Source organism: Aeromicrobium sp. JJY06 (assembly GCF_044069275.1).
GTDB classification, from domain to species: domain Bacteria; phylum Actinomycetota; class Actinomycetes; order Propionibacteriales; family Nocardioidaceae; genus Aeromicrobium; species Aeromicrobium tamlense.
Genome location: NZ_JBIMRD010000001.1, coordinates 979,795 through 1,001,845 on the forward strand (window position 1 = coordinate 979,795; position 22,051 = coordinate 1,001,845).

Annotated in this window: 21 protein-coding genes; 7 read left to right on the plus strand and 14 right to left on the minus strand. The window is 72.9% G+C overall.

The features are described from left to right. Positions 1-12 precede the first annotated feature (12 nt). Positions 13-765, minus strand: a complete 753-nt coding sequence (gene aqpZ / locus ACGWYL_RS04955; protein ID WP_218845978.1) for an aquaporin Z — start codon at positions 763-765, stop codon at positions 13-15. An 81-nt stretch (positions 766-846) separates the two neighbouring features. Beyond that, a complete protein-coding gene (gene topA / locus ACGWYL_RS04960) occupies positions 847-3,531 on the minus strand; it encodes a type I DNA topoisomerase (protein WP_179427706.1) in 2,685 nt (894 codons plus the stop codon). A gap of 111 nt (positions 3,532-3,642) precedes the next feature. Between topA and ACGWYL_RS04965 the strand changes: the two genes are divergently transcribed. Then, positions 3,643-4,812 carry an MFS transporter gene (locus tag ACGWYL_RS04965; RefSeq protein ID WP_179427704.1) on the plus strand — a complete coding sequence of 390 codons (1,170 nt, stop codon included), beginning with the start codon at positions 3,643-3,645 and terminating at the stop codon, positions 4,810-4,812. On the opposite strand, the gene ACGWYL_RS04970 is transcribed toward ACGWYL_RS04965, so the two are convergent. After that, complete coding sequence (locus tag ACGWYL_RS04970; protein ID WP_395486579.1) at positions 4,813-6,264, minus strand: methyltransferase; 1,452 nt, start codon at positions 6,262-6,264, stop codon at positions 4,813-4,815. A 2-nt stretch (positions 6,265-6,266) separates the two neighbouring features. After that, the gene (locus ACGWYL_RS04975) at positions 6,267-6,599 is read right to left on the minus strand and encodes an STAS domain-containing protein (protein ID WP_078699459.1); all 333 of its coding nucleotides are present in this window, start codon (positions 6,597-6,599) and stop codon (positions 6,267-6,269) included. An 83-nt stretch (positions 6,600-6,682) separates the two neighbouring features. On the opposite strand from ACGWYL_RS04975, the gene ACGWYL_RS04980 reads away from it, so the two are divergent. Further along, the gene (locus tag ACGWYL_RS04980; protein ID WP_395486580.1) at positions 6,683-8,971 is read left to right on the plus strand and encodes a DEAD/DEAH box helicase; all 2,289 of its coding nucleotides are present in this window, start codon (positions 6,683-6,685) and stop codon (positions 8,969-8,971) included. A gap of 117 nt (positions 8,972-9,088) precedes the next feature. Further along, positions 9,089-10,822 (plus strand): BCCT family transporter, encoded by a 1,734-nt coding sequence (locus ACGWYL_RS04985; RefSeq protein ID WP_179427700.1) that lies wholly within the window; start codon positions 9,089-9,091, stop codon positions 10,820-10,822. Positions 10,823-10,842: 20 nt separating this feature from the next. Here ACGWYL_RS04985 and ACGWYL_RS04990 read toward each other — a convergent pair whose 3' ends face one another. The 8 genes from ACGWYL_RS04990 to ssd all read right to left on the minus strand — a co-directional run bounded on the left by ACGWYL_RS04990 (position 10,843) and on the right by ssd (position 15,657). Then, positions 10,843-11,196, minus strand: a complete 354-nt coding sequence (locus ACGWYL_RS04990; RefSeq protein ID WP_395486581.1) for an Rv3654c family TadE-like protein — start codon at positions 11,194-11,196, stop codon at positions 10,843-10,845. Next, complete coding sequence (locus tag ACGWYL_RS04995; protein ID WP_395486582.1) at positions 11,193-11,507, minus strand: TadE family type IV pilus minor pilin; 315 nt, start codon at positions 11,505-11,507, stop codon at positions 11,193-11,195. Before ACGWYL_RS04995 ends, ACGWYL_RS04990 begins: the two co-directional genes overlap by 4 nt. Before the next feature lie 17 nt (positions 11,508-11,524). Then, complete coding sequence (locus ACGWYL_RS05000) at positions 11,525-11,725, minus strand: DUF4244 domain-containing protein (RefSeq protein ID WP_395486583.1); 201 nt, start codon at positions 11,723-11,725, stop codon at positions 11,525-11,527. A 59-nt stretch (positions 11,726-11,784) separates the two neighbouring features. Next, entirely contained in the window at positions 11,785-11,979 is a 195-nt protein-coding gene (locus ACGWYL_RS05005) for a DUF4244 domain-containing protein (protein ID WP_179427692.1), read from the minus strand. Positions 11,980-12,096: 117 nt separating this feature from the next. Further along, the gene (locus tag ACGWYL_RS05010) at positions 12,097-12,786 is read right to left on the minus strand and encodes a type II secretion system F family protein (protein ID WP_395486584.1); all 690 of its coding nucleotides are present in this window, start codon (positions 12,784-12,786) and stop codon (positions 12,097-12,099) included. Then, positions 12,783-13,571, minus strand: coding sequence for a type II secretion system F family protein (locus tag ACGWYL_RS05015; protein WP_395486585.1), 789 nt, complete (start codon positions 13,569-13,571; stop codon positions 12,783-12,785). The genes ACGWYL_RS05010 and ACGWYL_RS05015 overlap by 4 nt, the downstream gene beginning before the upstream one ends. Then, a complete protein-coding gene (locus ACGWYL_RS05020) occupies positions 13,568-14,686 on the minus strand; it encodes a TadA family conjugal transfer-associated ATPase (protein ID WP_179427686.1) in 1,119 nt (372 codons plus the stop codon). Before ACGWYL_RS05020 ends, ACGWYL_RS05015 begins: the two co-directional genes overlap by 4 nt. Then, positions 14,683-15,657: a septum site-determining protein Ssd gene (gene ssd, locus ACGWYL_RS05025; RefSeq protein ID WP_395486586.1), complete on the minus strand. Its 975-nt coding sequence runs from the start codon at positions 15,655-15,657 to the stop codon at positions 14,683-14,685. The genes ACGWYL_RS05020 and ssd overlap by 4 nt, the downstream gene beginning before the upstream one ends. Before the next feature lie 132 nt (positions 15,658-15,789). Between ssd and ACGWYL_RS05030 the strand changes: the two genes are divergently transcribed. Next, positions 15,790-16,605, plus strand: a complete 816-nt coding sequence (locus ACGWYL_RS05030; RefSeq protein ID WP_395486587.1) for an HAD family hydrolase — start codon at positions 15,790-15,792, stop codon at positions 16,603-16,605. Between the two features lie 254 nt (positions 16,606-16,859). Here ACGWYL_RS05030 and ACGWYL_RS05035 read toward each other — a convergent pair whose 3' ends face one another. Continuing rightward, entirely contained in the window at positions 16,860-17,576 is a 717-nt protein-coding gene (locus ACGWYL_RS05035; protein ID WP_395486588.1) for an oxidoreductase, read from the minus strand. A gap of 60 nt (positions 17,577-17,636) precedes the next feature. On the opposite strand from ACGWYL_RS05035, the gene ACGWYL_RS05040 reads away from it, so the two are divergent. Genes ACGWYL_RS05040 through ACGWYL_RS05050 form a run of 3 tightly spaced genes read left to right on the plus strand, consistent with a single transcriptional unit; the run spans position 17,637 to position 20,950 of the window. Further along, complete coding sequence (locus ACGWYL_RS05040; protein ID WP_179427678.1) at positions 17,637-18,317, plus strand: class I SAM-dependent methyltransferase; 681 nt, start codon at positions 17,637-17,639, stop codon at positions 18,315-18,317. Between the two features lies 1 nt (position 18,318). Beyond that, entirely contained in the window at positions 18,319-19,458 is a 1,140-nt protein-coding gene (locus tag ACGWYL_RS05045; protein WP_331283461.1) for a histidine kinase, read from the plus strand. A 19-nt stretch (positions 19,459-19,477) separates the two neighbouring features. Continuing rightward, positions 19,478-20,950 (plus strand): GuaB1 family IMP dehydrogenase-related protein, encoded by a 1,473-nt coding sequence (locus ACGWYL_RS05050; RefSeq protein ID WP_179427676.1) that lies wholly within the window; start codon positions 19,478-19,480, stop codon positions 20,948-20,950. 84 nt (positions 20,951-21,034) lie between these two features. Here ACGWYL_RS05050 and ACGWYL_RS05055 read toward each other — a convergent pair whose 3' ends face one another. Beyond that, complete coding sequence (locus ACGWYL_RS05055; RefSeq protein WP_395486589.1) at positions 21,035-21,970, minus strand: hypothetical protein; 936 nt, start codon at positions 21,968-21,970, stop codon at positions 21,035-21,037. Between the last annotated feature and the right edge of the window lie 81 nt (positions 21,971-22,051).

Below are 22,051 nucleotides of genomic sequence, written 5' to 3' on the forward strand. Positions count from 1 at the left end.
GGACGATGCGATCTACGCGACGGGATCGCGGTCGCGGCCGAGCAGGAAGTCGTGCGAGAAGCCGGCGATCGCGGCGCCGACCACCGGCGCGAGGATGAACACCCAGACCTGCATCATCGCGTCGCCGCCGGCGAACCAGGCGACGCCCAGCGAGCGCGCCGGGTTCACCGAGGTGTTCGACACCGGGATGCTGATGAGGTGGATCAGGGTCAGCGCGAGACCGATCGACAGGCCCGCGAAGCCCACCGCGGCGCGCTTCGCGGTGGTGCCGAGGATGACGAAGAGGAACACCGCCGTCAGCACGACCTCGATGAGCGCCACCGACGCGAGGCTGTAGCCCATCGGCGAGCGGTCGCCGTAGCCGTTGGTGGCGAAGCCGGTCTCGACCGGGTCGAAGCCGCCCTCGATCCCGCGCGCGATGATCAGCAGCACCGCACCGGCCAGCGTGGCGCCGACGACCTGCGCCGCGACGTAGCCGGGCAGGTCGCGCCACGCGAACCGCTTCGCGACCGCGAGGCCCACCGAGACCGCCGGGTTGAAGTGCCCGCCCGACACCGGACCGAACGCGTACGCGCCGGTCAGCACGGTGAGGCCGAAGGCGAGGGCGACGCCCAGCCAGCCCACCCCGACCGCCATCTGCGCGTCGACGGGGATCGCGGTGGCGGCGAAGATCGCCGTGCCGCAGCCGCCGAAGACCAGCCAGAACGTGCCGAGCGCCTCGGCGCCCAGCCGCTGGGCCATCGTGTACTCGGGTGCCTCGGTCATGAGTGCTCCGTCCCACTGCGAAGGGTTCCTACACCGTAGGGCACGAACGCGGTCGTGGGCGAGACCTCCGCAGGGGCGGGCTCAGGACTTCTTGGCGGCCGACTTCTTGGTCGTGGCCTTCTTCGCGGTGGTCTTCTTGGCCGCCGTCTTCTTGGTGGCCTTCTTCGCTGTCTTCTTGGCGCCCTTCTTCGCGGGCCCCTTCGCGCGGCGCTCGGCGAGCAGCTCGACGGCGCGCTCGTGCGTCAGCGTCTCGATGTCGTCGTCCTTGCGCAGCGTGGCGTTGTACTCGCCGTCGGTGACGTAGGCGCCGAAGCGGCCGTCCTTCGCGACGATCGGCTTGCCGCTGGTGGGGTCCTCGCCGAGCTCCTTCAGCGGGGCGGCGGCAGCGCGACGACCGTAGGTCTTGGGCTGGGAGTAGATCGCCCGCGCCTGCTCCTCGGTGATCGTGAGCAGCTGCTCCTCGGACTCCAGCGAGCGCGAGTCGGTGCCCTTCTTGAGGTACGGCCCGTAGCGGCCGTTCTGCGCCGTGATCTCGGTGCCGTCGACGTCGGTGCCGACGACGCGCGGGAGCGTCAGCAGGCGGACCGCGTCGTCGAGGCCGATCGAGTCGAGGTCCATCGACTTGAACAGGCTCGCCGTGCGGGGCTTGGCGCCCTTCTTGGCGTCCTCGGGCAGGGACTCGGTGACGTAGGGGCCGTAGCGGCCGTTCTTCGCGACGATCTCGAGGCCGGTCTCGGGGTGGGTGCCGAGCACCTTCTCCATGCCGGCGGGCGTGGCGAGGAGCTCCTTGGCCTTCTCGAGCGTGAGCTCGTCCGGCGGCAGGTCCTCGGGCACGTTGGCGCGGGTGGGCTGCTCGCCGCCGTCCTTGGCCGGGACCATGGGCGGGCCCTCGACGTAAGGGCCGTAGCGGCCGACGCGCACGGCGATGCCCTCGCCGAGCTCGAACGTGGCCAGGCCGCGGGCGTCGATCTCGGGCAGGTTGTCGACGAGGCGCTTGAGGCCGGTGTCGGTCTCGCCCTCACCGGACCAGAAGCCCTCGAGGACGGCGACGCGGTTCTCGCGACCGTGGGAGATCTCGTCGAGGACGCCCTCGAGCTCGGCGGTGAACTCGTACTGCACGAGCCGCGGGAAGTGCTGCTCCATCAGGCGGATCACGCTGAACGCGACCCAGGCCGGCACGAGCGCCGTGCCCTTCTTGTAGACGTAGCCGCGGTTCTGGATCGTGTTGACGATCGAGGCGTAGGTGGAGGGACGACCGATCTCGCGGTCCTCCAGCTCCTTGATGAGCGAGGCCTCGGTGTAGCGCGCCGGCGGCTTGGTCTGGTGGCCGGCGGCGGCCAGCTCGACCGCGGTGACGACGTCGCCCTCGGAGAGGTTCGGCAGCTTGGTCTGCTGGTCGTCGCCCTCGGCGTCGGGGTCCTCGGTGGACTCGACGTACGCCTTGAGGAAGCCGTGGAACGTGATGGTGCGGCCCGAGGCGCCGAACTCGACGTCCTGGCCGTTCTCGGTGGCCGCGCCGATGCGGATCGAGACCGAGTTGCCCTTCGCGTCGGCCATCTGCGAGGCGATCGTGCGCTTCCAGATCAGCTCGTAGAGCTTGAGCTCGTCGCCGGACAGGCCGGTCTGCTGGGGGGTGCGGAACGTCTCGCCGGCGGGGCGGATCGCCTCGTGCGCCTCCTGGGCGTTCTTCACCTTGGAGCTGTAGACCCGCGGCTTGTCGGGCAGGTAGTCGGCGCCGTAGAGCTCCTTGACCTGCGAGCGCGCGGCAGTCAGCGCGGTCTGCGACAGCGTGACCGAGTCGGTGCGCATGTAGGTGATGTAGCCGCCCTCGTACAGCTTCTGGGCGATCGACATCGTGCGCTGGGCGCCGAAGCCGTGCTTGCGCGAGCCCTCCTGCTGCAGCGTGGTGGTGCGGAACGGCGCGTAGGGGCGACGCGTGTACGGCTTGGACTCGACCGAGCGCACGGTGAACTCGCGGCCCTCGAGCGCGGTGGACAGCGCCTGCGCGGCCGGCTCGTCGAGGTGGACGACGTTGCCCTTGAGGGAGCCGCTGCTGTCGAAGTTCGAGCCCGAGGCGACGCGCTTGCCGTCGACCGTGGCGAGCTTGGCCGGGAAGCGCGAGGGCTCGAGATCGCAGCCGAACGTGGCCTCGAGATCCCAGTACGACGCGGTGCGGAAGGCCATCCGCTCGCGCTCGCGCTCGACGACCAGGCGGGTGGCCACCGACTGCACGCGGCCGGCGGACAGGCCGCTCATGACCTTCTTCCACAGGACCGGGCTGATCTCGTAGCCGTAGAGGCGGTCGAGGATGCGGCGGGTCTCCTGCGCGTCGACGAGGTCCTGGTCGATGTCGCGGGGGTTGGCGATCGCGCGCTGGATCGCCTCCTTGGTGATCTCGTTGAAGGCGATGCGCTTGACCGGGACCTTCGGCTTCAGCTCGTCGAAGAGGTGCCACGCGATGGCCTCGCCCTCGCGGTCCTCATCGGTCGCGAGCACGAGCTCGTCGGCCTCCTTGAGCAGCTTCTTCAGCTCGGCGATCTGCTTCTTCTTCTCGGCCGGGACGACGTAGACCGGCTCGAACCGGTTGTCGATGTCGACGCCGAGACGCGCCCACGACTCCCCCTTGTACTTCGCGGGGATCTGGTCGGCGCCCTGCGGCAGGTCGCGGATGTGGCCCACCGAGGAGGACACGACGTAGCCGTCGCCGAGGTACGCCGCGATGCTGCGCACCTTGTTGGGCGACTCGACGATCACCAGTGATGTCACGTTGGGTTCCTCCGAGGGGGCCTGTTGGGGAGAGAGGCCGATGGAGGCCCACCGTAGCGCCTCCTGTCAACCATTTTTCTCACAGGTGTCAGCCGTGGAAGAATCCGGCGAGTGGAGAAGGTGACCTACGGACAGGTGCTCCGGTCACCCGGAACCGTGCCGCTGTACATCGCGGCGTTCCTCGCCCGAATCCCCATGATGGCGGTCCCGCTCGTGCTGACCCTGCTGGTCGTCGAGGGGCTCGACGCCTCCTACGGCGAGGCCGGGATCATCGCCGCCGTGGAGACCATCGGCGCGGGTCTCGGTGCACCCTGGCGCGGCCGGATGATCGACGGACTCGGCGTGCGGCGCGCGCTGATCCCCTCGATCGCGGTCCTCTTCGTCGTCTACCCGCTCGCCGCCACCGCGACCTACCTGTGGCTGCTCCCGCTGGCGTTCGTCATGGGCCTGTTCATCGCGCCCGTGCACTCCATCGTGCGGGTGTCGCTGGCGGCGAACCTGCCGTCGAGCCACCACCGCAGCGCCTTCGCGCTGGACTCGGTCATCGCGGAGGCCTCGTTCATCATCGGCCCGGCCGCTGCGGGCGTGCTGGTGGTGGCCGCCTCGCCGGAGATCGCGCTGCTCGCGGTGGGCTTCACCGTCGCGCTCGGGCTGCTCATCCTGTGGTGGCTCGACCCGCCCACCCGCAGCGAGGGCCAGGCCCCGGCCGAGCGGACCCGCGGCTTCGACTGGGTCACGCGCGACCTGATGTTCCTCTTCCTCGTGTCGGGCGGCGCGATGGTGGCCCTGATGTCGACCGACCTCGGGATCATCGCCGTGCTGCGCGAGCTCGACGCGGTCGGGCTCGTCGGCGTCGTGTACCTCGGCTGGGGCCTGTCGTCGCTGGTCGGCGGTCTCATCTACGGAGCGCGCCCGGCGTCGATCCGGCCCACCTACCTGCTGCTGGCGATGGGCCTGCTGACGATGCCGGTCGGCATCGCGCACGCGCCGTGGACGCTGGCGCTCGCGTCGATCCCCGCCGGGCTGCTGTGCGCGCCGATCATGACCGCGTGCAGCGAGTACATCGCCAAGCTCACCGACGAGTCCCGTCGCGGCGAGGCGATGGGCTGGCAGGCCACGGCCTTCACGGTCGGCGGTGCCGCCGGCGCGCCGGTCATCGGCGCCGCGATCGACCAGTGGGGCGCGGCGGCGGGCTTCGCGGCCGGAGGCGGGATCGCAGTCGCCATCGCGCTCGTGTCGCTGGGCGGTCAGCGCCGGCCCGTGCCCGTGCGGGCCGAGTAGCTAGACGAGGAAGCCGTCGGCCACGAGCTCGCGCACCGCGGGCTCGTAGGTCCGGCGCACCTCGGCGGCGTCCTGCTCGAGCAGCTGGGCGATCGCGTCGAGCAGCTGGCCCGCCGTGAGGTCGCCGTCGCTGGCCGAGACGAGTCCCGCCTCGATCGTGTCGAGCTGGCGCGTGGGGCGCAGGCCACCCATCCGCACGGCGCGGATGATGGCCGGGTCGGGCGCGCCCACGGGGCCCGCCGTCTCCTGGACGACGTCGTCGCCCACCCGCCACGCGCGGTCGAGCAGGTCACCCGTGTCGAGCGCGTCCGTGCGGCCGGCCCAGGCGGCGAACTCGGAGCTCACCGGCTGTGCCACGGGACCGGTCCACTCCTCGATCCTCACCTGAGGCGTCGCGCGGCCGGCCTTTCGCAGGGTGATCCAGCCGAAGCCCATGGCCTCGATGCGCTGCTCGGCGAACCACGAGAGCCAGCGGTCGTAGCGCTCGAGGTGACCGGGCGCGTGCCGCAGTCCGGCGTCGGCGAGCCACATCTCGGCGTACTCGGGCAGGTCGACCCGCTCGCGCTGCACGACCCACGCGTCCATCCCCGTGGGCTCGATCCACGACGCGAGCCGCTCCTGCCACGGGACGCCGTCCTCGTGGATCCACGCGGCGAGCACCTGGCACCAGCCGCCGTCGTTCAGGTGGTCGGGCGCCTGCGTGACGATGCGGCGCACGACGTCGTCGCCGGGGAAGCCCGTCTCGCGGTAGACGAGGCGGTCGCCCTCGGGCGGCGAGACGACGAATGGCGGGTTGGTGGAGATGAGGTCGAACCGCTCCCCCGCGACGGGCTCGAAGAGGCTGCCCTCGCGGACGTCGAGGTCGACGCCGTTGATCGCCGCGGTGAGCCGGGTGAGGTCGGTGGCGCGCCGGTTGACGTCGGTGGCGACCACGTCACGCGAGTGGGTGGCGAGGTGCAGGGCCTGCACGCCGCAGCCCGTGCCGAGGTCGAGCGCGCGATCCACCTGCGGCCGCACCGTGAGCTGGGCGAGCGACGAGGAGGCCTCGCTGATGCCCAGCACGTACGAGGGGTCGCGCGGGTTCTCACGGCCGTCCAGGCCCGGGGTCAGGTCGCACACGACCCACCAGTCGTGCGTCTCGTCGCCGTAGGGACGCAGGTCGAGCAGCGCCCGCGCCTCGTCGCCGTCGAGCTCGACCAGGCCCAGCGCGAGCGCGGTCTCCCACGCGTCGCCGAAGGCCGCCTCGGCGCTCGCACGGGGCACCGCGGCCTGCAGCTGGAAGAGCCGGATGAGCGTCGAGAGGGTCGAGCCATCGGCGGTGGCGCGCAGCCCGGGCACGGTCTCGTTGCGGGCCAGCGCGCGCCACGCCGCGTCGCCGAGGACCCCGTGCACCGCGTCGACGGTGAAGCCGTCGATCGCCTCCCGGAGCCTGCCGACGTCGGGGGTCGCCACGGTCAGGAGACCAGCTCGTCGATCGAGGTGTGCAGGCCGAAGACCTTGTCGAGACCGGTGATCGCGAAGATGCGCAGGAGCCGCTCGCTCGTGCAGATGATGTCGAGGGAGCCGTTGTCGGCCCGCACGCGCTTCAGCGCCCCGACGAGCACGCCGAGGCCCGTCGAGTCGAGGAAGGCGACGTTCTCGATGTCGATCACCAGGCGGGTGTGTCCGTCGTCGATCGCGCCGACGACGACTTCACGTAGGCGTGGCGCGGTGTAGACATCGATCTCCCCCGCGACCTCGACCACGTGGAACGGGGGTGACTCCCGTTCGGTGAGCGTGAGGTCCATGTCCGAATTCAATCATCCGGCGGCACGTCTTCCCACCTGAACGCACGCGCGGCGCCGTCAGGGCAGTGGGGGAGACTTCCCCCATGCCCCTGCACCCCGTTCTCGCGCGCCACGCGGAGCGACTCGTGCACGTGCAGCACCACCCCGCCGTCGAGCCCGTGGTGGAGCCGTGGCCCGAGTGGATCGACCCCGAGGTCCGCGAGCTGTTCGCGGCCGAGGGCGCCGACGTGCTGTGGGGGCACCAGGCCGAGGCGCTCGCGGCGCTGCACGACCGACGGCACGTCGTGGTGGCCACCGGCACCGCCTCGGGCAAGTCACTCGTCTACCAGGCGGCCGCGCTGCAGTCGCTGCGCGAGGGACGCGGCGGGTCCGGCCTCTCCGGCGCCCGGCGGCCGTCGGTGCTCTACCTCGCGCCCACCAAGGCCCTGGCCGCCGACCAGCTGCGGCGGCTGCCCACCGGCGTGCCCGGCCTGCGCCCGGCCACGGTCGACGGCGACAACAGCCGCGAGGAGCGGGCGTGGGCGCGCGACCACGCGAACTGGGTGCTGGCGAATCCCGACATCCTGCACCGCACGATCCTTCCGCAGCACGACCGGTGGGCGCGCCTGCTGGCCGGTCTGCGGGTGGTCGTGATCGACGAGTGCCACCACTACCGCGGCGTCTTCGGCGCCCACGTGGCGCTGATCCTGCGACGGCTGCGGCGGATCTGCGCGCACTACGGGGCCGATCCGCTCTTCGTGCTGTCGTCGGCCACGGTGGCCGAGCCGGCCGCGTCGGCCCAGCGGCTGATCGGGGCGCCGGTCACGGCGGTCACCGAGGACGCCTCGCCCCACGCGGCGCGCACCGTGGCGTTCTGGCAGCCACCGCTGCAGGCCGCGCGCGACGGCGTGGAGGTGCGCCGCTCGGCCGGCTCCGAGGCCTCGGACCTGCTCACCGACTTCGTCGTGGGCGGCACCCGCACCCTCGTCTTCGTCCGCTCGCGACGCGGCGCCGAGCAGCTGGCGATGGGCACGTCGCGGGCGCTGGCCGAGGTCGATCCGGAGCTGGCCGGGCGCGTCGCCACCTACCGCGGCGGCTACCTGCCCGAGGAGCGGCGCGAGCTGGAGGCGCGACTGCGCTCCGGCGACCTGCTCGGTCTGGCCAGCACGAACGCGCTCGAGCTGGGCATCGACATCGCGGGCCTCGACGCCGTGGTGACGGTGGGGTTCCCCGGCACCCGGGCCGCCCTGTGGCAGCAGTGGGGTCGCGCGGGGCGAGCCGGGATCGACAGCGTGGGCGTGATGATCGCGCGCGACGACCCGCTCGACTCGTTCCTCGTGCACCATCCCGAGGCGGTGCTCGGCGCGCCGGTCGAGGCCACCGTGTTCGACCCGGAGAACCCCTACGTGCTGGGCCCGCACCTCGCGGCAGCGGCCCAGGAGCTGCCGCTCACCGAGGCCGACTTCGGCCCGTTCGGCCCCCGCGCGGCCGAGGGCGTCGCCGCGCTGGAGGCCGCGGGGATGCTCCGCCGCCGCGCGGCCGGCTGGTTCTGGACCAGCCGCGAGCGCGCGGCCGACCTCGCCGACATCCGCTCCGCCGGCGGCCACCCCGTGCAGATCGTCGAGGGCACCACGGGGCGTCTCGTCGGCACGGTGGACGCCGGATCCGCCGACGCCGAGGTCCACGAGGGCGCGATCTACGTGCATCGCGGCGAGGACCACCTCGTCGAGTCCTACGACCCCGACCACGGTGCGGCGGTGGTGCGCCGTGCCGACGTGCACCACACCACCAGCGCACGCTCGGCCACGGCCGTCACCGTCGTCGAGGAGCGCCGCCGAGTGACGTGGGGCCCCGCCACGGTCGCCTTCGGTGACGTCGAGGTGGCCAGCCAGGTCATCGGCTACCAGATCCGCGACCGCAGCACGGGCCGCGTGATCGGCGAGGAGCCACTCGACCTGCCCGAGCGCACGCTGCCCACCGCGGCCGTGTGGTGGACCCTCGACACCGACGTCGCCACCGGCCTGATGGACCCCGAGGCGCTGCCCGGTGCCGCGCACGCCGCCGAGCACGCCGCGATCGGCATCCTGCCGCTGCTGGCGACGTGCGACCGGTGGGACATCGGCGGCCTCTCGACCGCCCTGCATCCCGACACCGGGAAGCTCACGGTGTTCGTCCACGACGGCCACGCCGGCGGTGCCGGGTTCGCCGAGCGCGGGTACGAGCAGATGGCCACGTGGCTGCGGATGACGCGCCACACGATCGCCGAGTGCTCGTGCCGCGACGGGTGCCCGTCCTGCGTGGTCTCGCCCAAGTGCGGCAACGGGAACCACCCGCTCGACAAGGCCGGAGCGGTGCTGCTGCTGGACGCCGTGCTGGCGTCCGCACCCGCCTGATCGAGCCGTTTCCCCCGGGTTTCCGGGCTCCGTTCGATTGGCCATTCCGGGACGACGGTGCGAGAGTTGAAAGGTTTGCAACCACAGACACACCAGAGACCCGAGGTGATTTCTCCGATGGCCATCGGCACCGACCGACCCGCCGACGCATTCGAGCCCGAGCTGGAACCACGCCCAGAAGGGAGACTCGACAAGGTCGTCTTCGGGGTCGCAGCCGCTCTGGCCCTCATGGTCATCCTCTGGGGAATCCTCGACCAAGCCTCCCTCGGCGCACGTGCCTCGGAGGCCCAGTCGTGGGTGATCGAGTACACCGGCTGGCTGTTCGTCCTGGCCACCACCGGCTTCGTCGTCTTCGCGATCTGGGTGGCCGCGAGCCGCTACGGCAAGATCCCGCTCGGGCGTGACGGCGAGAAGCCCGAGTTCCGCACCGCCTCCTGGATCGCGATGATGTTCAGCGCGGGCATGGGCATCGGCCTGATGTTCTGGGGCGTCGCCGAGCCGCTGACGTTCTACCTCGCACCGCCGCCCAACACCGCCGACGCGGCCACCGACGAGGCCGTCCAGGCCGCGATGGCGCAGACGCTGTTCCACTGGACCTTGCACCCGTGGGCCATCTACGCCGTGGTGGGCCTGGCGATCGGCTACGGCACCTTCCGTCTGGGACGGCCGCAGCTGATCTCGGCCGTCTTCACCAGGATCCTCGGACGTCGACGGGTGGAGGGACCGATCGGCAAGGCCATCGACATCATGGCCATCTTCGCCACCCTGTTCGGCTCGGCCGCGTCGCTCGGCCTGGGCGCCCTGCAGATCGGCGCCGGCCTGGAGCACAACGGCTGGGTCGAATCGGTCGGCGAGCTCCTGCTCGTCCTCATCATCGTGACCCTCACGATCCTGTTCATCCTGTCGGCGGTGTCCGGCGTCGCGCGCGGCATCCAGTGGCTCTCGAACATCAACATGGTGCTCGCGCTCGTGCTGGCCGCCTTCGTCTTCATCGCGGGCCCGACCCTGCTGATGCTGAACCTCCTGCCCACGGCGATCGCGGACTACGTGGAGTACCTCCCGCAGATGGCGGGACGCACCGATGCCCGAGGCGGCTCCGTCGCCGACTGGCTCGGCGCCTGGACGATCTTCTACTGGGCGTGGTGGGTGTCGTGGACGCCGTTCGTCGGCATGTTCATCGCGCGCATCAGCCGTGGCCGCACGATCCGTCAGTTCGTCACCGGAGTGCTGCTGGTCCCGAGCATGGTCAGCCTGGTCTGGTTCGCGATCTTCGGCGGCTCCGGCATCAGCGAGGCCGAGGCGATCTCGGGCGGCGAGACCACCGTCGACTCGAACTACGCGCTGTTCGACCTCCTGCAGCAGTACCCGATCCCCGCGGTCACGACCGTGGTGGTGATGCTCCTCGTCGGCATCTTCTTCGTCTCCGGCGCCGACGCGGCCTCCCTCGTCATGGGCACCCTGTCCCAGCGTGGCTCGATCGAGCCGAAGACCTGGCTGGTGATCTTCTGGGGCGGGTTGACCGGGGCCGTGGCGGCGATCATGCTGCTCATCGCCGATCCCGACGACCCCGTCGCACTCGAAGGGCTGCAGGCCCTGACGATCGTCGCTGCGCTGCCGTTCCTGGGCGTGATGGTCGTCCTGTGCGTGTCGCTCTACCGCGACCTGAGCACCGACCCGATCATCGTCCGCGAGGACCTCGGCCAGAGCCTGGTCGAGGGCGCGGTGCTGGCCGGTGTCGACCGCCACGGCGAGGACTTCGCCCTCGTGGTGGAGGAGGCCCCGTCCGACGATCCCACCGGTCCCGTCGTCGACGGCGACGACGCGATCATCGACAAGTCCGCGAAGAGCTGAACCCGTCCGCCCCCGCCGCCTCACTCGAGGTACCAGGTGGGGGCGGCCCGGGCCCGCTGGTCGGCGGCCCATCGGCCGATCGACCAGCGCGGGCCCACCGCGCGCGCCGTGACCGTGGCGACGTCGGCGTCCATCCGGCAGTCCCGCAGGCGCGCACCGTTGTCGCCGGCCACCCGGCGCGCCACCCCACAGGGGTCCGCCCCCTCCACGCTGGCGCGCGAGGCCGCGAGCGCCGCGAGGTCGGCGGCCGCCGCCGCCCGCTCGCGCAGCGACACCGCCAGCGCGACCTGCAGGCAGACGAAGGCGACGAGGCTCAGCAGCGCGACGACCGCCGCGGCCTGCACCGTGGCCGATCCCCGCTCCGCGCTCCTCATTCGACGACCGCCACCGAGCGGCTGGACAGGTCGAGGTGGACCCGCGGCACGAGCGGCAGCCGCGCCCGGTAGCGGACGGTGACCCCGGCCCGGTCGCCCTCGCGGCTCACCCGCATGCGCGCGCCCGGCACGGCCTCACGGACCGCCGCGCGCGCCTCTGCGGTCGACTGACCCCGCGCCAGCAGTCGGGCTGCCTCGCGCGACGCGTCGGCGACGCGCATCTGGGCGACGCCGAGCGACACCACCCAGACCAGCACGCACGCGACCAGCACGACGAACGGCAGGACGACCACGGTCTCGGCGGCGACCATCCCCCGCTCACCTCGCCTCACCCCGGCCACCGGAACAGATCGGGCAGCGTGGTCGTGAACGCCCGGGCGACGAGGTCGGTGACGAGATCGAGGACCCACCGGCCCATCACGGAGCCCGGACCGCCGAGGATCGCCCCGGCGACCGTGACGGCGGCGACACCACCGACGGCGTACTCGGCGGTGACCTGGCCCGGCTCGGCTCGACTCAGCTTCTTCATGGCGTGACTCCTCGGGTGGGGCCGCGGCACCCGGCTGCCCCGGGTGCCGCGGCGGGCGATCAGAACGGCAGCAGGTCGGGGATCCGGCCGAGCACGTCCCGGACGAGGCCGCCGAACCAGTCGGACTGGCCGATCTTCACCAGCACGCCGCCGATGGTGCAGGCACCGAGCGTGCCCACGGCGTACTCGGAGGTGCTCATGCCGAGCTCGTCGGCACGGTCGGCGACGCGGCGCAGGGTGGCGATCAACTTCATGGGTGTCCTTCCAACGGATGATGTGACACCCGAAGATGGCGATCCGGCGCCCTGATCTGCGGTCCTCGCGGAAGCCTGTGGAGATCTCCCGTCGCGGCGCGCCGGGCTGGGGACGAGTCACATCCGGACCGATCCCACGACCGCGATCACCGTGGGAGCGACGCCCACCAGCACGAAGGCCGGCAGCAGGCACAAGCCCATCGGCACGGTGGTGCGGACCCCGACGCGACCGACCGTCTCGCGCCGCTGCGCGCGGTCGACCCGGCGCAGGTCGTCGGCGGTGTCGCGGATCAGCGGGACGATCGCGGCGCCGGAGCTCTCGGCCCGCGCGAACGCGCGGCCGATCGGCTCGAGGACGTCGCCGTCGAGTGACCTCCACGCCGTCGCCGGATCGGCGGCGAGGCGCACGCGGAGGGCGACCGCCTGGAGCTCGGGGCCGATCGGGTCGGGCGCGTGTGCCGCGACCGCCAGGACCGCCTCGTGCGGCGAGCGGCCTGCCTCGAGGACCGCAGCGACGAGGTCGAGCGCGAGCGGCGCGCCCCGCACCAGCTGGACCCGCCGTCTGACGTCGCGCGACGACTCCCAGCGGCCGGCCTGGCGGTGGACGAACGGTGCGGCCGCCGCGCCCACCACGAGGCCGATGGCGCCGAACAGCAGCCAGCCGCCCACCGGCGCGCACGCCGCGACGAGCAGTGCCCGATCCAGGCGCCGGGGCGTCGTCGTCCGCCTCAGCCTCCGGAGGCGTCGCCGAGCGTACCCCGGGCGAGCCACGAGGACGGCTGCCGCAGCGAGCAGACCCGCGATCATTCGCCCGCCTCGAGTCGGTCGGCGATCCCTTCGATCCACAGCACGCCCGCGACCGCGAAGGCGACGCCAAGGGCGACGCACGCGGCCCCGGGAACGGTGGTGAGGACGACGTCCAGCGGATCCACCCCGAGGCCCGTCCCCAAGCCGAGTCCGAGGGGCGGCATCGCGATCACCAGCAGTGCGGTGGCCCGGGCCGGGGCGACGCCCGCGGCCAGCTCGCGCTCGAGCTCGCGGTCCTCCCGTGCGGCCTCGCGGACACGCTCGAGGGTGTCGACGAGCGCCACGCCGCACGACTGCGAGACCGCCCAGGCCTGACCCACGCCCCTCAGGGCCTCGGCACCCGGACGGCGACCCAGCTCGAGCAGCGCGGTCGCCACGTCGCCGCCGGTGGCCGCGGCGGTCGCGGCGGCGCGAAGGACGGGCGCCTCCAGCTCCAGCCGCTGAAGCGCGGTGGTCGGCGGCACCCCGCTGCGGAGCTCGCCGACGAGTCCGTCGATGACCACCTGGCACTCGTCGCGGACCACGAGCCGACGCCGACGCCCGCGGGCGCGCTGCCAGCGCACGGCGGCGGCGACCGCGACCCCCGCCGCGGTCCAGGCGAGGATCGTCGGCGCGGCCGGCAGCACCGTCAGGGACGCACCGGACGCGAGCACGGCGGCCGGGACGAGCTCGCGGCGCCCCGGCCGCGGCCAGGTGACGGGGTGGACCCGCACGCGGATCCAGCTCCAGGGCGGTCGCCAGACCAGCACGGCGGCCACGCCCAGCAGGGCCGCCGCCTCCCTCACGGCTCGACGACCCGGCCGCGGCGGACCTCGAGCCGAGGCCGCACGACGAGCCGGCCGGACGCATCGGCCGCGACATCGGCGAGCGCCGCGACCTCGCGCACCCCGTCGGCGTGGCGCACGACGTGCACGACGGCGTCGAGGCCCGCCGCGACCTGGGCGTGGACCGCGTCGCGGGTGAGGCCGGCGGCGATGCCGAGTGCCTCCATTCGCGCGGGGACGTCGTCCGGCGCGTTGGCGTGCACGGTGCCGCAGCCACCCTCGTGACCGGTGTTGAGGGCGGCCAGCAGGTCGACCACCTCGGCCCCACGCACCTCGCCCACCACGATCCGGTCGGGACGCATGCGCAGCGCCTGGCGCACGAGGTCGCGCAGTCCCACCGCTCCGGCACCCTCCACGTTGGGCGGGCGGGCGACGAGACCGACGACGTGCGGGTGCCGAGGCCGCAGCTCGTCGGAGTCCTCGACCACGACGATCCGCTCGGGCTCCGGGACGAGATGCAGCAGCGCGGCGAGGACGGTGGTCTTGCCCGAGCCGGTGCCACCGGTGACGAGGAAGCTGCGACGGGCCGCGACGAGGTCCCGGAGCGCAGCGCCCATCGCCGGTGCGACGGACCCTCCCGCCTCCAGCTCGGCCAGGGTCATCGCCCGTCGCGGCGGCACGCGCAGGGAGATCGCGGTGCCCGTGCGGGCGACCGGCGAGAGCACGGCGTGGAGCCGGGTGCCGTCGGCGAGACGGCCGTCGACCCACGGTGATGCATCGTCGAGCCGGCGTCCCGCGGTGGCCGCGAGGCGCTGGGCCAGCCGTCGCACGGTGGCCTCGTCGGCGAAGCCGACCTCGGGCCGGGGCACGAGGCCGTCGCCTTCGTCGACGTAGACCCCCTCGGCACCGTTGACCAGGACGTCGGTGACGCCCGGCAGGTCGAGCAGTGGCTGGAGGACGCCGGCCCCCAGCACCTCGCTGCGCAGCTGCTCGACGATGGCGAGCACCGTGGTGGTGCCCCACAGCTGCTCCTCGGCTCGCAGCGCCTCGGCGACCGAGTGCGGCGTGGGCTCGGAACCGGACGCGGCCAATCGTCGTCGGACCCGCTCGACGACCTCGGCACGGACGGCCGTCACCGCAGGCCGACCGTGTCGAGCACCCGTCGCGCCGCGCCGACCACGGACCGTGCGCGCAAGGGGCCGAGGCCGTGCTCGAGGTCGGCCGCCAAGCGTCGCGAGGAGCCGACATCGGCCAGGACCGGCAGCCCGAGCTCGCGCCCCACAGCCGCCGTGGGCATCCCCGACGGCGTCGACCGCGTGACGAGTGCGATCGAGCCGGACCACGAGCCCAGCCGTTCGACGAGGGCCCTCGCCGCGACCACCCCGCGCAGCCGCCGCGGCACGACGACCACCGTGAGGACCGAGCGGGAGACCAGCTCGCGCCCGAGGTCGTCCAGGTGGCGCGGCACGTCGGCCACGACCACGTCGAAGCCGCGCATCGCCGCGCCGATCACGGGTGCGCTGCCGTGCACCGGACGTCCGGACCGCCCGAAGGACACCAGCGCGATCCCGCGGTGCACCGGCAGGCTCTCCACCAGCTCGGCGGCGCCGACGTGACCGACGGCGCCGTCGAGGTCGTTCCAGCGCGAGCCGTCCACGGCCTCGGCGCCCGTGACGAGATCGAGTCCCCCGCCCAGCGGATCGCCGTCGACGAGGACGGGCGCGAGGTCGCGCCGGGCGGCCAGGCCCGCCGCGGCGGCCGCCAGCGTGGAGGCTCCGACACCTCCGCACGCACCGACGATGGTGATCGCGCACGCCTCGCCCGAGCCGTCGAGGGCCCGCACGAGCGCCCCGACGATCGCGGCGTCCTCGTCGGCCGACAGCACGTCACGCGCCCCGAGGTCGAGTGCCGATCGCCAGGCCTCGCGCGGGTCGGGCGCCACCACGACCACCTCGTCGCGCCGCGGAAGGTCGACGGCCAGCAGCGCGTCGAGACTGCGGGAGTCGACCAGCACGGACGACGCCGCGCACCAGCGCCGGGCGCTCTCGGCGAAGGACGCGTCGCGGGTGACCACCAGGGGTACTGAGGAGAGCGGGCGTGGGTCCATGCCCCCACCCTCGCGAGGTGCGAGACGCACCGACAGGGGTCGCGCCGAGCCTGTGGACGGCGCGACGGGTGTGACGTAGGCGTGTGGACGAATGTCCCCGACTGTCGGTGCGGACCGCCTACGCTGGAGGACATGGCGACTCCCGCGGGACGCCCCGCCGCCTTCTTCGACCTCGACAAGACCATCATCGCGAGGTCCAGCACGCTTGCCTTCAGCAAGTCCCTCTTCGCCGAGGGTCTGCTCAGCCGCCGCGCCGTCCTGCGCAGCGCCTACGCCCAGCTCGTGTTCAGCACCGGCGGCGCCGACCACGACATGCTCGAGAAGATGCGCGACGAGATCAGCGCCATGGTCACCGGATGGGACGCCGTCACCGTGCGCCAGATCGTGCGCGAGGCCCTGCACGACGTGATCGAGCCGCTCGTCTACTCCGAGGCCCTCGACCTCATCGAGGAGCACCGCGAGTCGGGCCACGACGTCATCATCGTGTCGGCCTCCGGCACCGAGATGGTCGAGCCGATCGCCGAGATGCTCGGCGCGACGCACGCCATCGCCACCCGCCTCGAGGAGGTCGACGGTCGCTACTCGGGCCGCGTCCTGCACTACTCCTACGGCCCGAACAAGGTCACCGCGATGCGCGAGCTGGCCGAGCTCGAAGGCTACGACCTGGAGCGCAGCTTCGGCTACTCCGACTCCGAGACCGACATCCCGATGCTCGAGGCGGTGGGCCACCCGTTCGCGGTCAATCCCGACAAGGGACTGCGCCGTCGGGCCACCGAGGAGGGTTGGCCGATCCTCACGTTCGAGCGACCCACGGCGCTGCGCTCGCGGCTCGTGCCGGAGTCCACCACGGGCAAGGCGATGGCTCTCGGCGGCATCGCGGCGTCGGCCTCGCTGCTGGCGCTCGGGATCACCGCGGCCGTGCGTCGCCGCACGTCGCGACCCGCCTGACAACCCCCTTCACCCTTGTGGTTCCAGGCCGCGTGAGGCACGCTGGAGCCAGAACTCCAGAGCAGTCCGCACCCCGGTACCCACGCGGCGATCTCCCGTCCCACAGGGCAATCGCAGACGGGACAACCGCCGTCTCACGACGCCGGACCCGAGGCGATGATTGACGAAGGCACGCTTGGTAGCTGAAGGTGCGGACTTCCACGACGGCGTCGGGCCCGCCCCGACGCCGTCGTCCTGTGCCGGGGCCGGCCGGCTCAGCGCGAGGACAGCGGCGAGGCCTCGGCGCCCCGCGTGAACGCCTCGGCGGCGTACAGCAGCCAGCGGTGGACGCCGGTCTCCTCGGTCCCGTAGGCCTCGAGTGCAGCGAAGTAGTCGGGCGCCGCGGCGACGTGGCCGGCCTCGGGCACGGTGACCGAGGCGGGATCGACGCCACGCGCCAGCAGGACGAGCCGCTCGGCCGCGCGCCCCACCACGCCGTTGTGCGAGACGAACGCCCCCGCGGAGGCGATCTCGGCGTGCACGAGCGCCGCCACGACCATGGCCGGCGCCTCGGTCTTTGCGCCGAGCAGCTTCGCCAGCTGGGTCAGTCGGGCGGTGCCGGTGGGGTTCACGGGACGGCCGAGGTCGTCGTCGGGGGCCGAGCCCGCGGCCGCCAGCGCGTGCATCCGCGCCATCGCCTGCACCGGCGACCGCTGCCACGTGGGCAGCAGGCCGAGCAGCTCGGTGGAGAGCCGGACCGCCGCCCGCGCGGTGGCGTCGCCGCCGCCCGAGGACAGCTCGTCGAGGTCGATCTCGGAGCCCTCGAGCGTGGCCGTGGCCCAGGCGCCGATCAGCAGCGAGCGCGCCGTGTCGTCGGGCGTGCTGCGGCGCAGGCCGCGGTCGCGCAGGACGGCGTCCATCCCGTCGCGGGCGGCGCGGAACGCCGACGGAACGCCCTCGAGGGAGGCGGCTGCGATGAACGGATCGGACACGCAGGCAGCGTACCCAGCGCACCTCCGGGGCCACGGGCTGACCGGCGGTAGCCTCGGAGCGTGGACGTCATCCCCGCTGCGCGCGCCGCCAAGTGGATGGTGGGCGACCGCCTCGCCACGGTGCTGCACCTCGGCGACGGCGGCCTGGCGTACGAGCTGGCCGAGCAGGGTCACGACGTCACGGTCATCGGCGACGACGTCGAGCAGGTCCGCAACCCCGACCTCTCCTACATCCGCTCCGGCGGCGACCGGCTGCCGCTGCGCTCGAACACCTTCGACGTCGTCATCACGCCGTTCCTCGAGGAGTCGCCGGCCGCGCTGGCCGAGTACGCGCGCGTCCTGGTGCCCGGCGGACTGCTGTCCAGCATGAGCCGTCGCTACGACGACTCGATCCCGTGGATGCGCCGGTTGCGCACGATCACCGGCGACCGCGACGCGCCCGAGCCGGCCGTCGACACCTTCTCGGCCTCCGGCCTGTTCGGCCCGCCCGAGGTCGAGGTCTTCAACGCGTGGGAGGAGCTCGACCTGCCGCACCTGCTGCGCTTCGCCGAGCAGACCCGGCGTCCCTCGGTGCCCGAGTCCGCGCTCGGCGCCGTGCACGACCTGTGGCGCGAGTACGCCTCCGGCGCCGCGAAGCTCCGGCTGCGGCACGAGACGCGCTGCGTCCGCGCCGTCGTCGACAAGTCCGCGCTGGCCGGCGAGCCCGATCCGCCGGACGCGATCCTGCTCTCGCTGGACTGACGTGGGTCCCCTCGACGCCGCGATCGCGCTGGCGGTCGTCGCCGTGCTGGTGGCGCTGGCCCTGTTGACGCGCTGGGTGCTGCTGAGCCGCCGCCGCAGTCTCGGCTCGGCCGAGGACCGCGCCACGTACGAGACGCTGCACACCGCCGCGCTGGCCGCCCCGGCCCTGCGGTCGGGCCTCGACGCCGAGAGCGTCCGGCAGGCCCTTCCCCACCTGCGACAGCTGATCGGCGCGCCGACGGTGGGCATCACCGACACGCACGGGCCTCTCGGCTGGGCCGGCACGGACGAGACCGAGCACACGGCCGAGCTCGTCGCGGTCGCCCTCGAGCACGGCCGCACCCAGGCCTCGAACCGCGTCATCGTCGCGCCGCTCTCGGTGGAGGGCCGGGTCGTCGGCAGCATCGTGGTGGTCGACGAGAGCGCGTCGGCGGGCCTCGCGCGCACCGCCACCGAGGTCGCGGGTTGGGTCTCGAGCCAGCTCGAGCTCGCCGAGCTCTCGGCCTCGCGCACCGCGCTCATGGAGGCCGAGCTGCGGGCCCTGCGGGCGCAGATCTCGCCCCACTTCATCTACAACTCCCTCGGCGCGATCGCGTCGTTCGTCCGCACCGACCCCGAGCGCGCCCGCGAGCTGCTGCTCGAGTTCGCCGACTTCACGCGCTACTCCTTCCGCCAGCACGGCGACTACACGACGCTCGCCGAGGAGCTGCGGTCGATCGAGCGCTACCTCGTGCTGGAGAAGGCGCGCTTCGGCGACCGGCTGCGGGTCGTCACCCGCGTCGCGCCCGAGGTGCTGAGCCTGACCGTCCCCTTCCTCACCGTGCAGCCGCTCGTGGAGAACGCGGTGCGCCACGGACTGGAGCGCAAGCCCGGCCCCGGCACGCTCACGGTGATCGCGGAGGACGCCGGCACCGAGTGCCTCATCTCGATCGAGGACGACGGCGTGGGCTCCGACCCCGAGACCGTCCGGGCCGCACTGGCGGGCCGCACGAGCTCGCCGTCGGTGGGCCTGGCCAACGTGGACGAGCGGCTGCGCACCGTCTACGGCAACGACCACGGCCTCGTCGTGGAGACCGCGCCGGGCCTCGGCACGAAGGTGACGCTGCGGGTCCCGAAATTCACTCCCACCACGGTCGACTGACGATCCGTAGACTTGACCGGTGAGGTTCCTCAACGATCTGCAGCCCAGCCACGACCTGACGTACAACGACGTCTTCATGGTCCCCGGACGCTCGGACGTCGCGTCGCGCTTCGACGTCGACCTGTCCACGAGCGACGGCACCGGTGCCACCCTGCCGCTGGTGGTGTCCAACATGACGGCCGTCTCGGGTCGCCGGATGGCCGAGACCGTCGCCCGCCGCGGCGGCATCGCGATCCTCCCGCAGGACATCCCGCTCGACATCGTCGCCGACACGGTCGCCCGCGTGAAGGCCGCGCATCCGGTCTACGACACTCCCGTCGTGCTGACCCCGAACATGACGGTCGGCGAGGCGCTCAGCCTCGTGCCGAAGCGCGCCCACGGCGGCGCCGTGGTCGTCGAGTCGCTGCACGGTCCCGAGCTGAAGGTCGTCGGCATCTTCACGCCGCACCAGGCGCACGAGATCGACCGCTTCGCGCAGGTCCGTGAGGTCATGCTGACCGATCCGTTCGTCCTGCCCGCCGGTGGCGACGTGCGCGAGATGTTCAACCTGCTCTCGGAGCAGCACGTGCCGTTCGCCCCCGTCGTCGACGGCGGTGCGCTGGCCGGGGTGCTCACCCGCAAGGGCGCGCTGCGCTCCACGATCTACACGCCCGCCACCGATCCCGACGGCCACCTCGTCGTCGGCGGTGCCATCGGCATCAACGGCGACGTCAAGGGCAAGGCCCAGGCCCTCATCGAGATCGGCGTCGACGTCCTCGTCGTCGACACCGCGCACGGTCACCAGGCCAAGATGTTCGACGCGCTGCCGGTCGTGCGCGAGGTCCGCGACGCGCACGAGGCCGCCACGGGTCGCCGCCTGCCGATCTCGGCGGGCAACGTGGTGTCGGCGGAGGGCGTACGCGACCTCGTCGCCGCCGGCGCCGACATCGCCAAGGTGGGCGTGGGCCCCGGCGCGATGTGCACGACCCGCATGATGACCGGCGTGGGCCGGCCGCAGTTCTCGGCCGTGCTCGAGGCCTCCGAGGCGGCCGCCGAGCTGGGCGCCCACGTGTGGGCCGACGGCGGCGTCCGCTGGCCGCGCGACGTGGCGCTGGCGCTGGCCGCCGGTGCCGGCAGCGTCATGATCGGCTCGTGGTTCGCCGGCACGCACGAGAGCCCCGGCGACCTGAAGTTCGGCGCCGACGGCCGCGAGTACAAGGAGTCGTTCGGCATGGCGTCCTCGCGCGCCGTGGCCAACCGCACCCGCGACGCCGCCGGCTTCGAGCGCGCTCGCATGGCGCTGTTCGAGGAGGGCATCTCCACCTCGCGCATGTACCTCGACCCCGAGCGCCCCGGCGTGGAGGACCTGGTCGACCAGATCACCGCCGGCGTCCGCTCCTCGTTCACCTACGCCGGCGCCCGCACGCTGGCCGAGTTCGCCGACCGCGCCACCGTGGGCCTGCAGTCCAGCGCCGGCTACGACGAGGGCCGCCCGCTGCACGCCTCCTGGTGAGCCTCCGGAGCGGTGAGCTGTCAACCCTTCCGCGCGGGTGGCGGTGAGCTGTCAACCGCATAGGTCACCCATGCGGTTGATGGCTCACCGCCCACCAGGGATCGTTCGAAAGAGGGAGCCCCACCGCTCGGCGAACGTCGGTGGCGGGCCGGTGTACCCGTTGCGAGCGAGCGCGGCGAAGAGCCGCTGCATGGCTCCCGCCGGGTTGGCCGTCATGGCAGCCGTGATCTGGACGTAGGCGACGTCGTTGTCCCGGAATCCGGCGTAGCGGTCGATGTCCTTGCGGAACTGATGAGGGTCCTCGGCGTGCTGCCGACCCTCGTACTCGGCCACCACACGCCACTGGGGGAACCACAGATCGCCGATGCCCAGCCGACTCCCGTCGAGGGCGAGGACGTCGGCGTTCACCTCCGGTCGCGGCAGACCCGCTGCGTGGACGTACGCGCGGAGCTCGGACTCCTTCGGCGACCAGGCCCGTTCATGGAGCCACGGGAGGACGGCAGGCGCCTGGCTCGCGCCGGGCCGCCACGGATGAAGTCGGCAGACGTCCACGATCTCGCCGACCGTCGCGAGCTCCTCACGCAGCAGGTGGTCGCCGATCACGATGAGGTCGAGCAGCCTCATCGAGGCGCAGCACTGGACGAACGCCGCCGCGGGCGTCACCCCGACGTCGTCACGCGGTGGCATGACCGCCGTCCGGTGCAGAAAGGTCCCCGTCACCGTGAGGTGATGGTCGCCGACGATCGTGAAGCGCACCGGTCGAACAGGTCCGACGTCCAGACCCGTCCGCTGGATCCGACTCACGTGACTCAGCGCCGCTCCGTCCGGCATCGCGAGCGCCGCTGCCGTCTGCCAGTCGAGCGGCGTCATCTCGTACCCCGTCCACCGCCACACGCCGGGATGGAGTCGCTCGAAGTGCCTGCCCTGCAGGCGACGGTCGCTGACCCCGGCGGAGCGCGCCTGTTCTCGGCTGAACGGTCCGCGGCGAGCCAGGTCGGGGATCTCGGGTGGTCGAGGCACCGTTCCACGCTGTCGCGGCGAGGACCCTCAGCCGCGGGTCCGGCGATTCCCTGTGGACAGCGAGCTCAGCCCTTGCCCCCC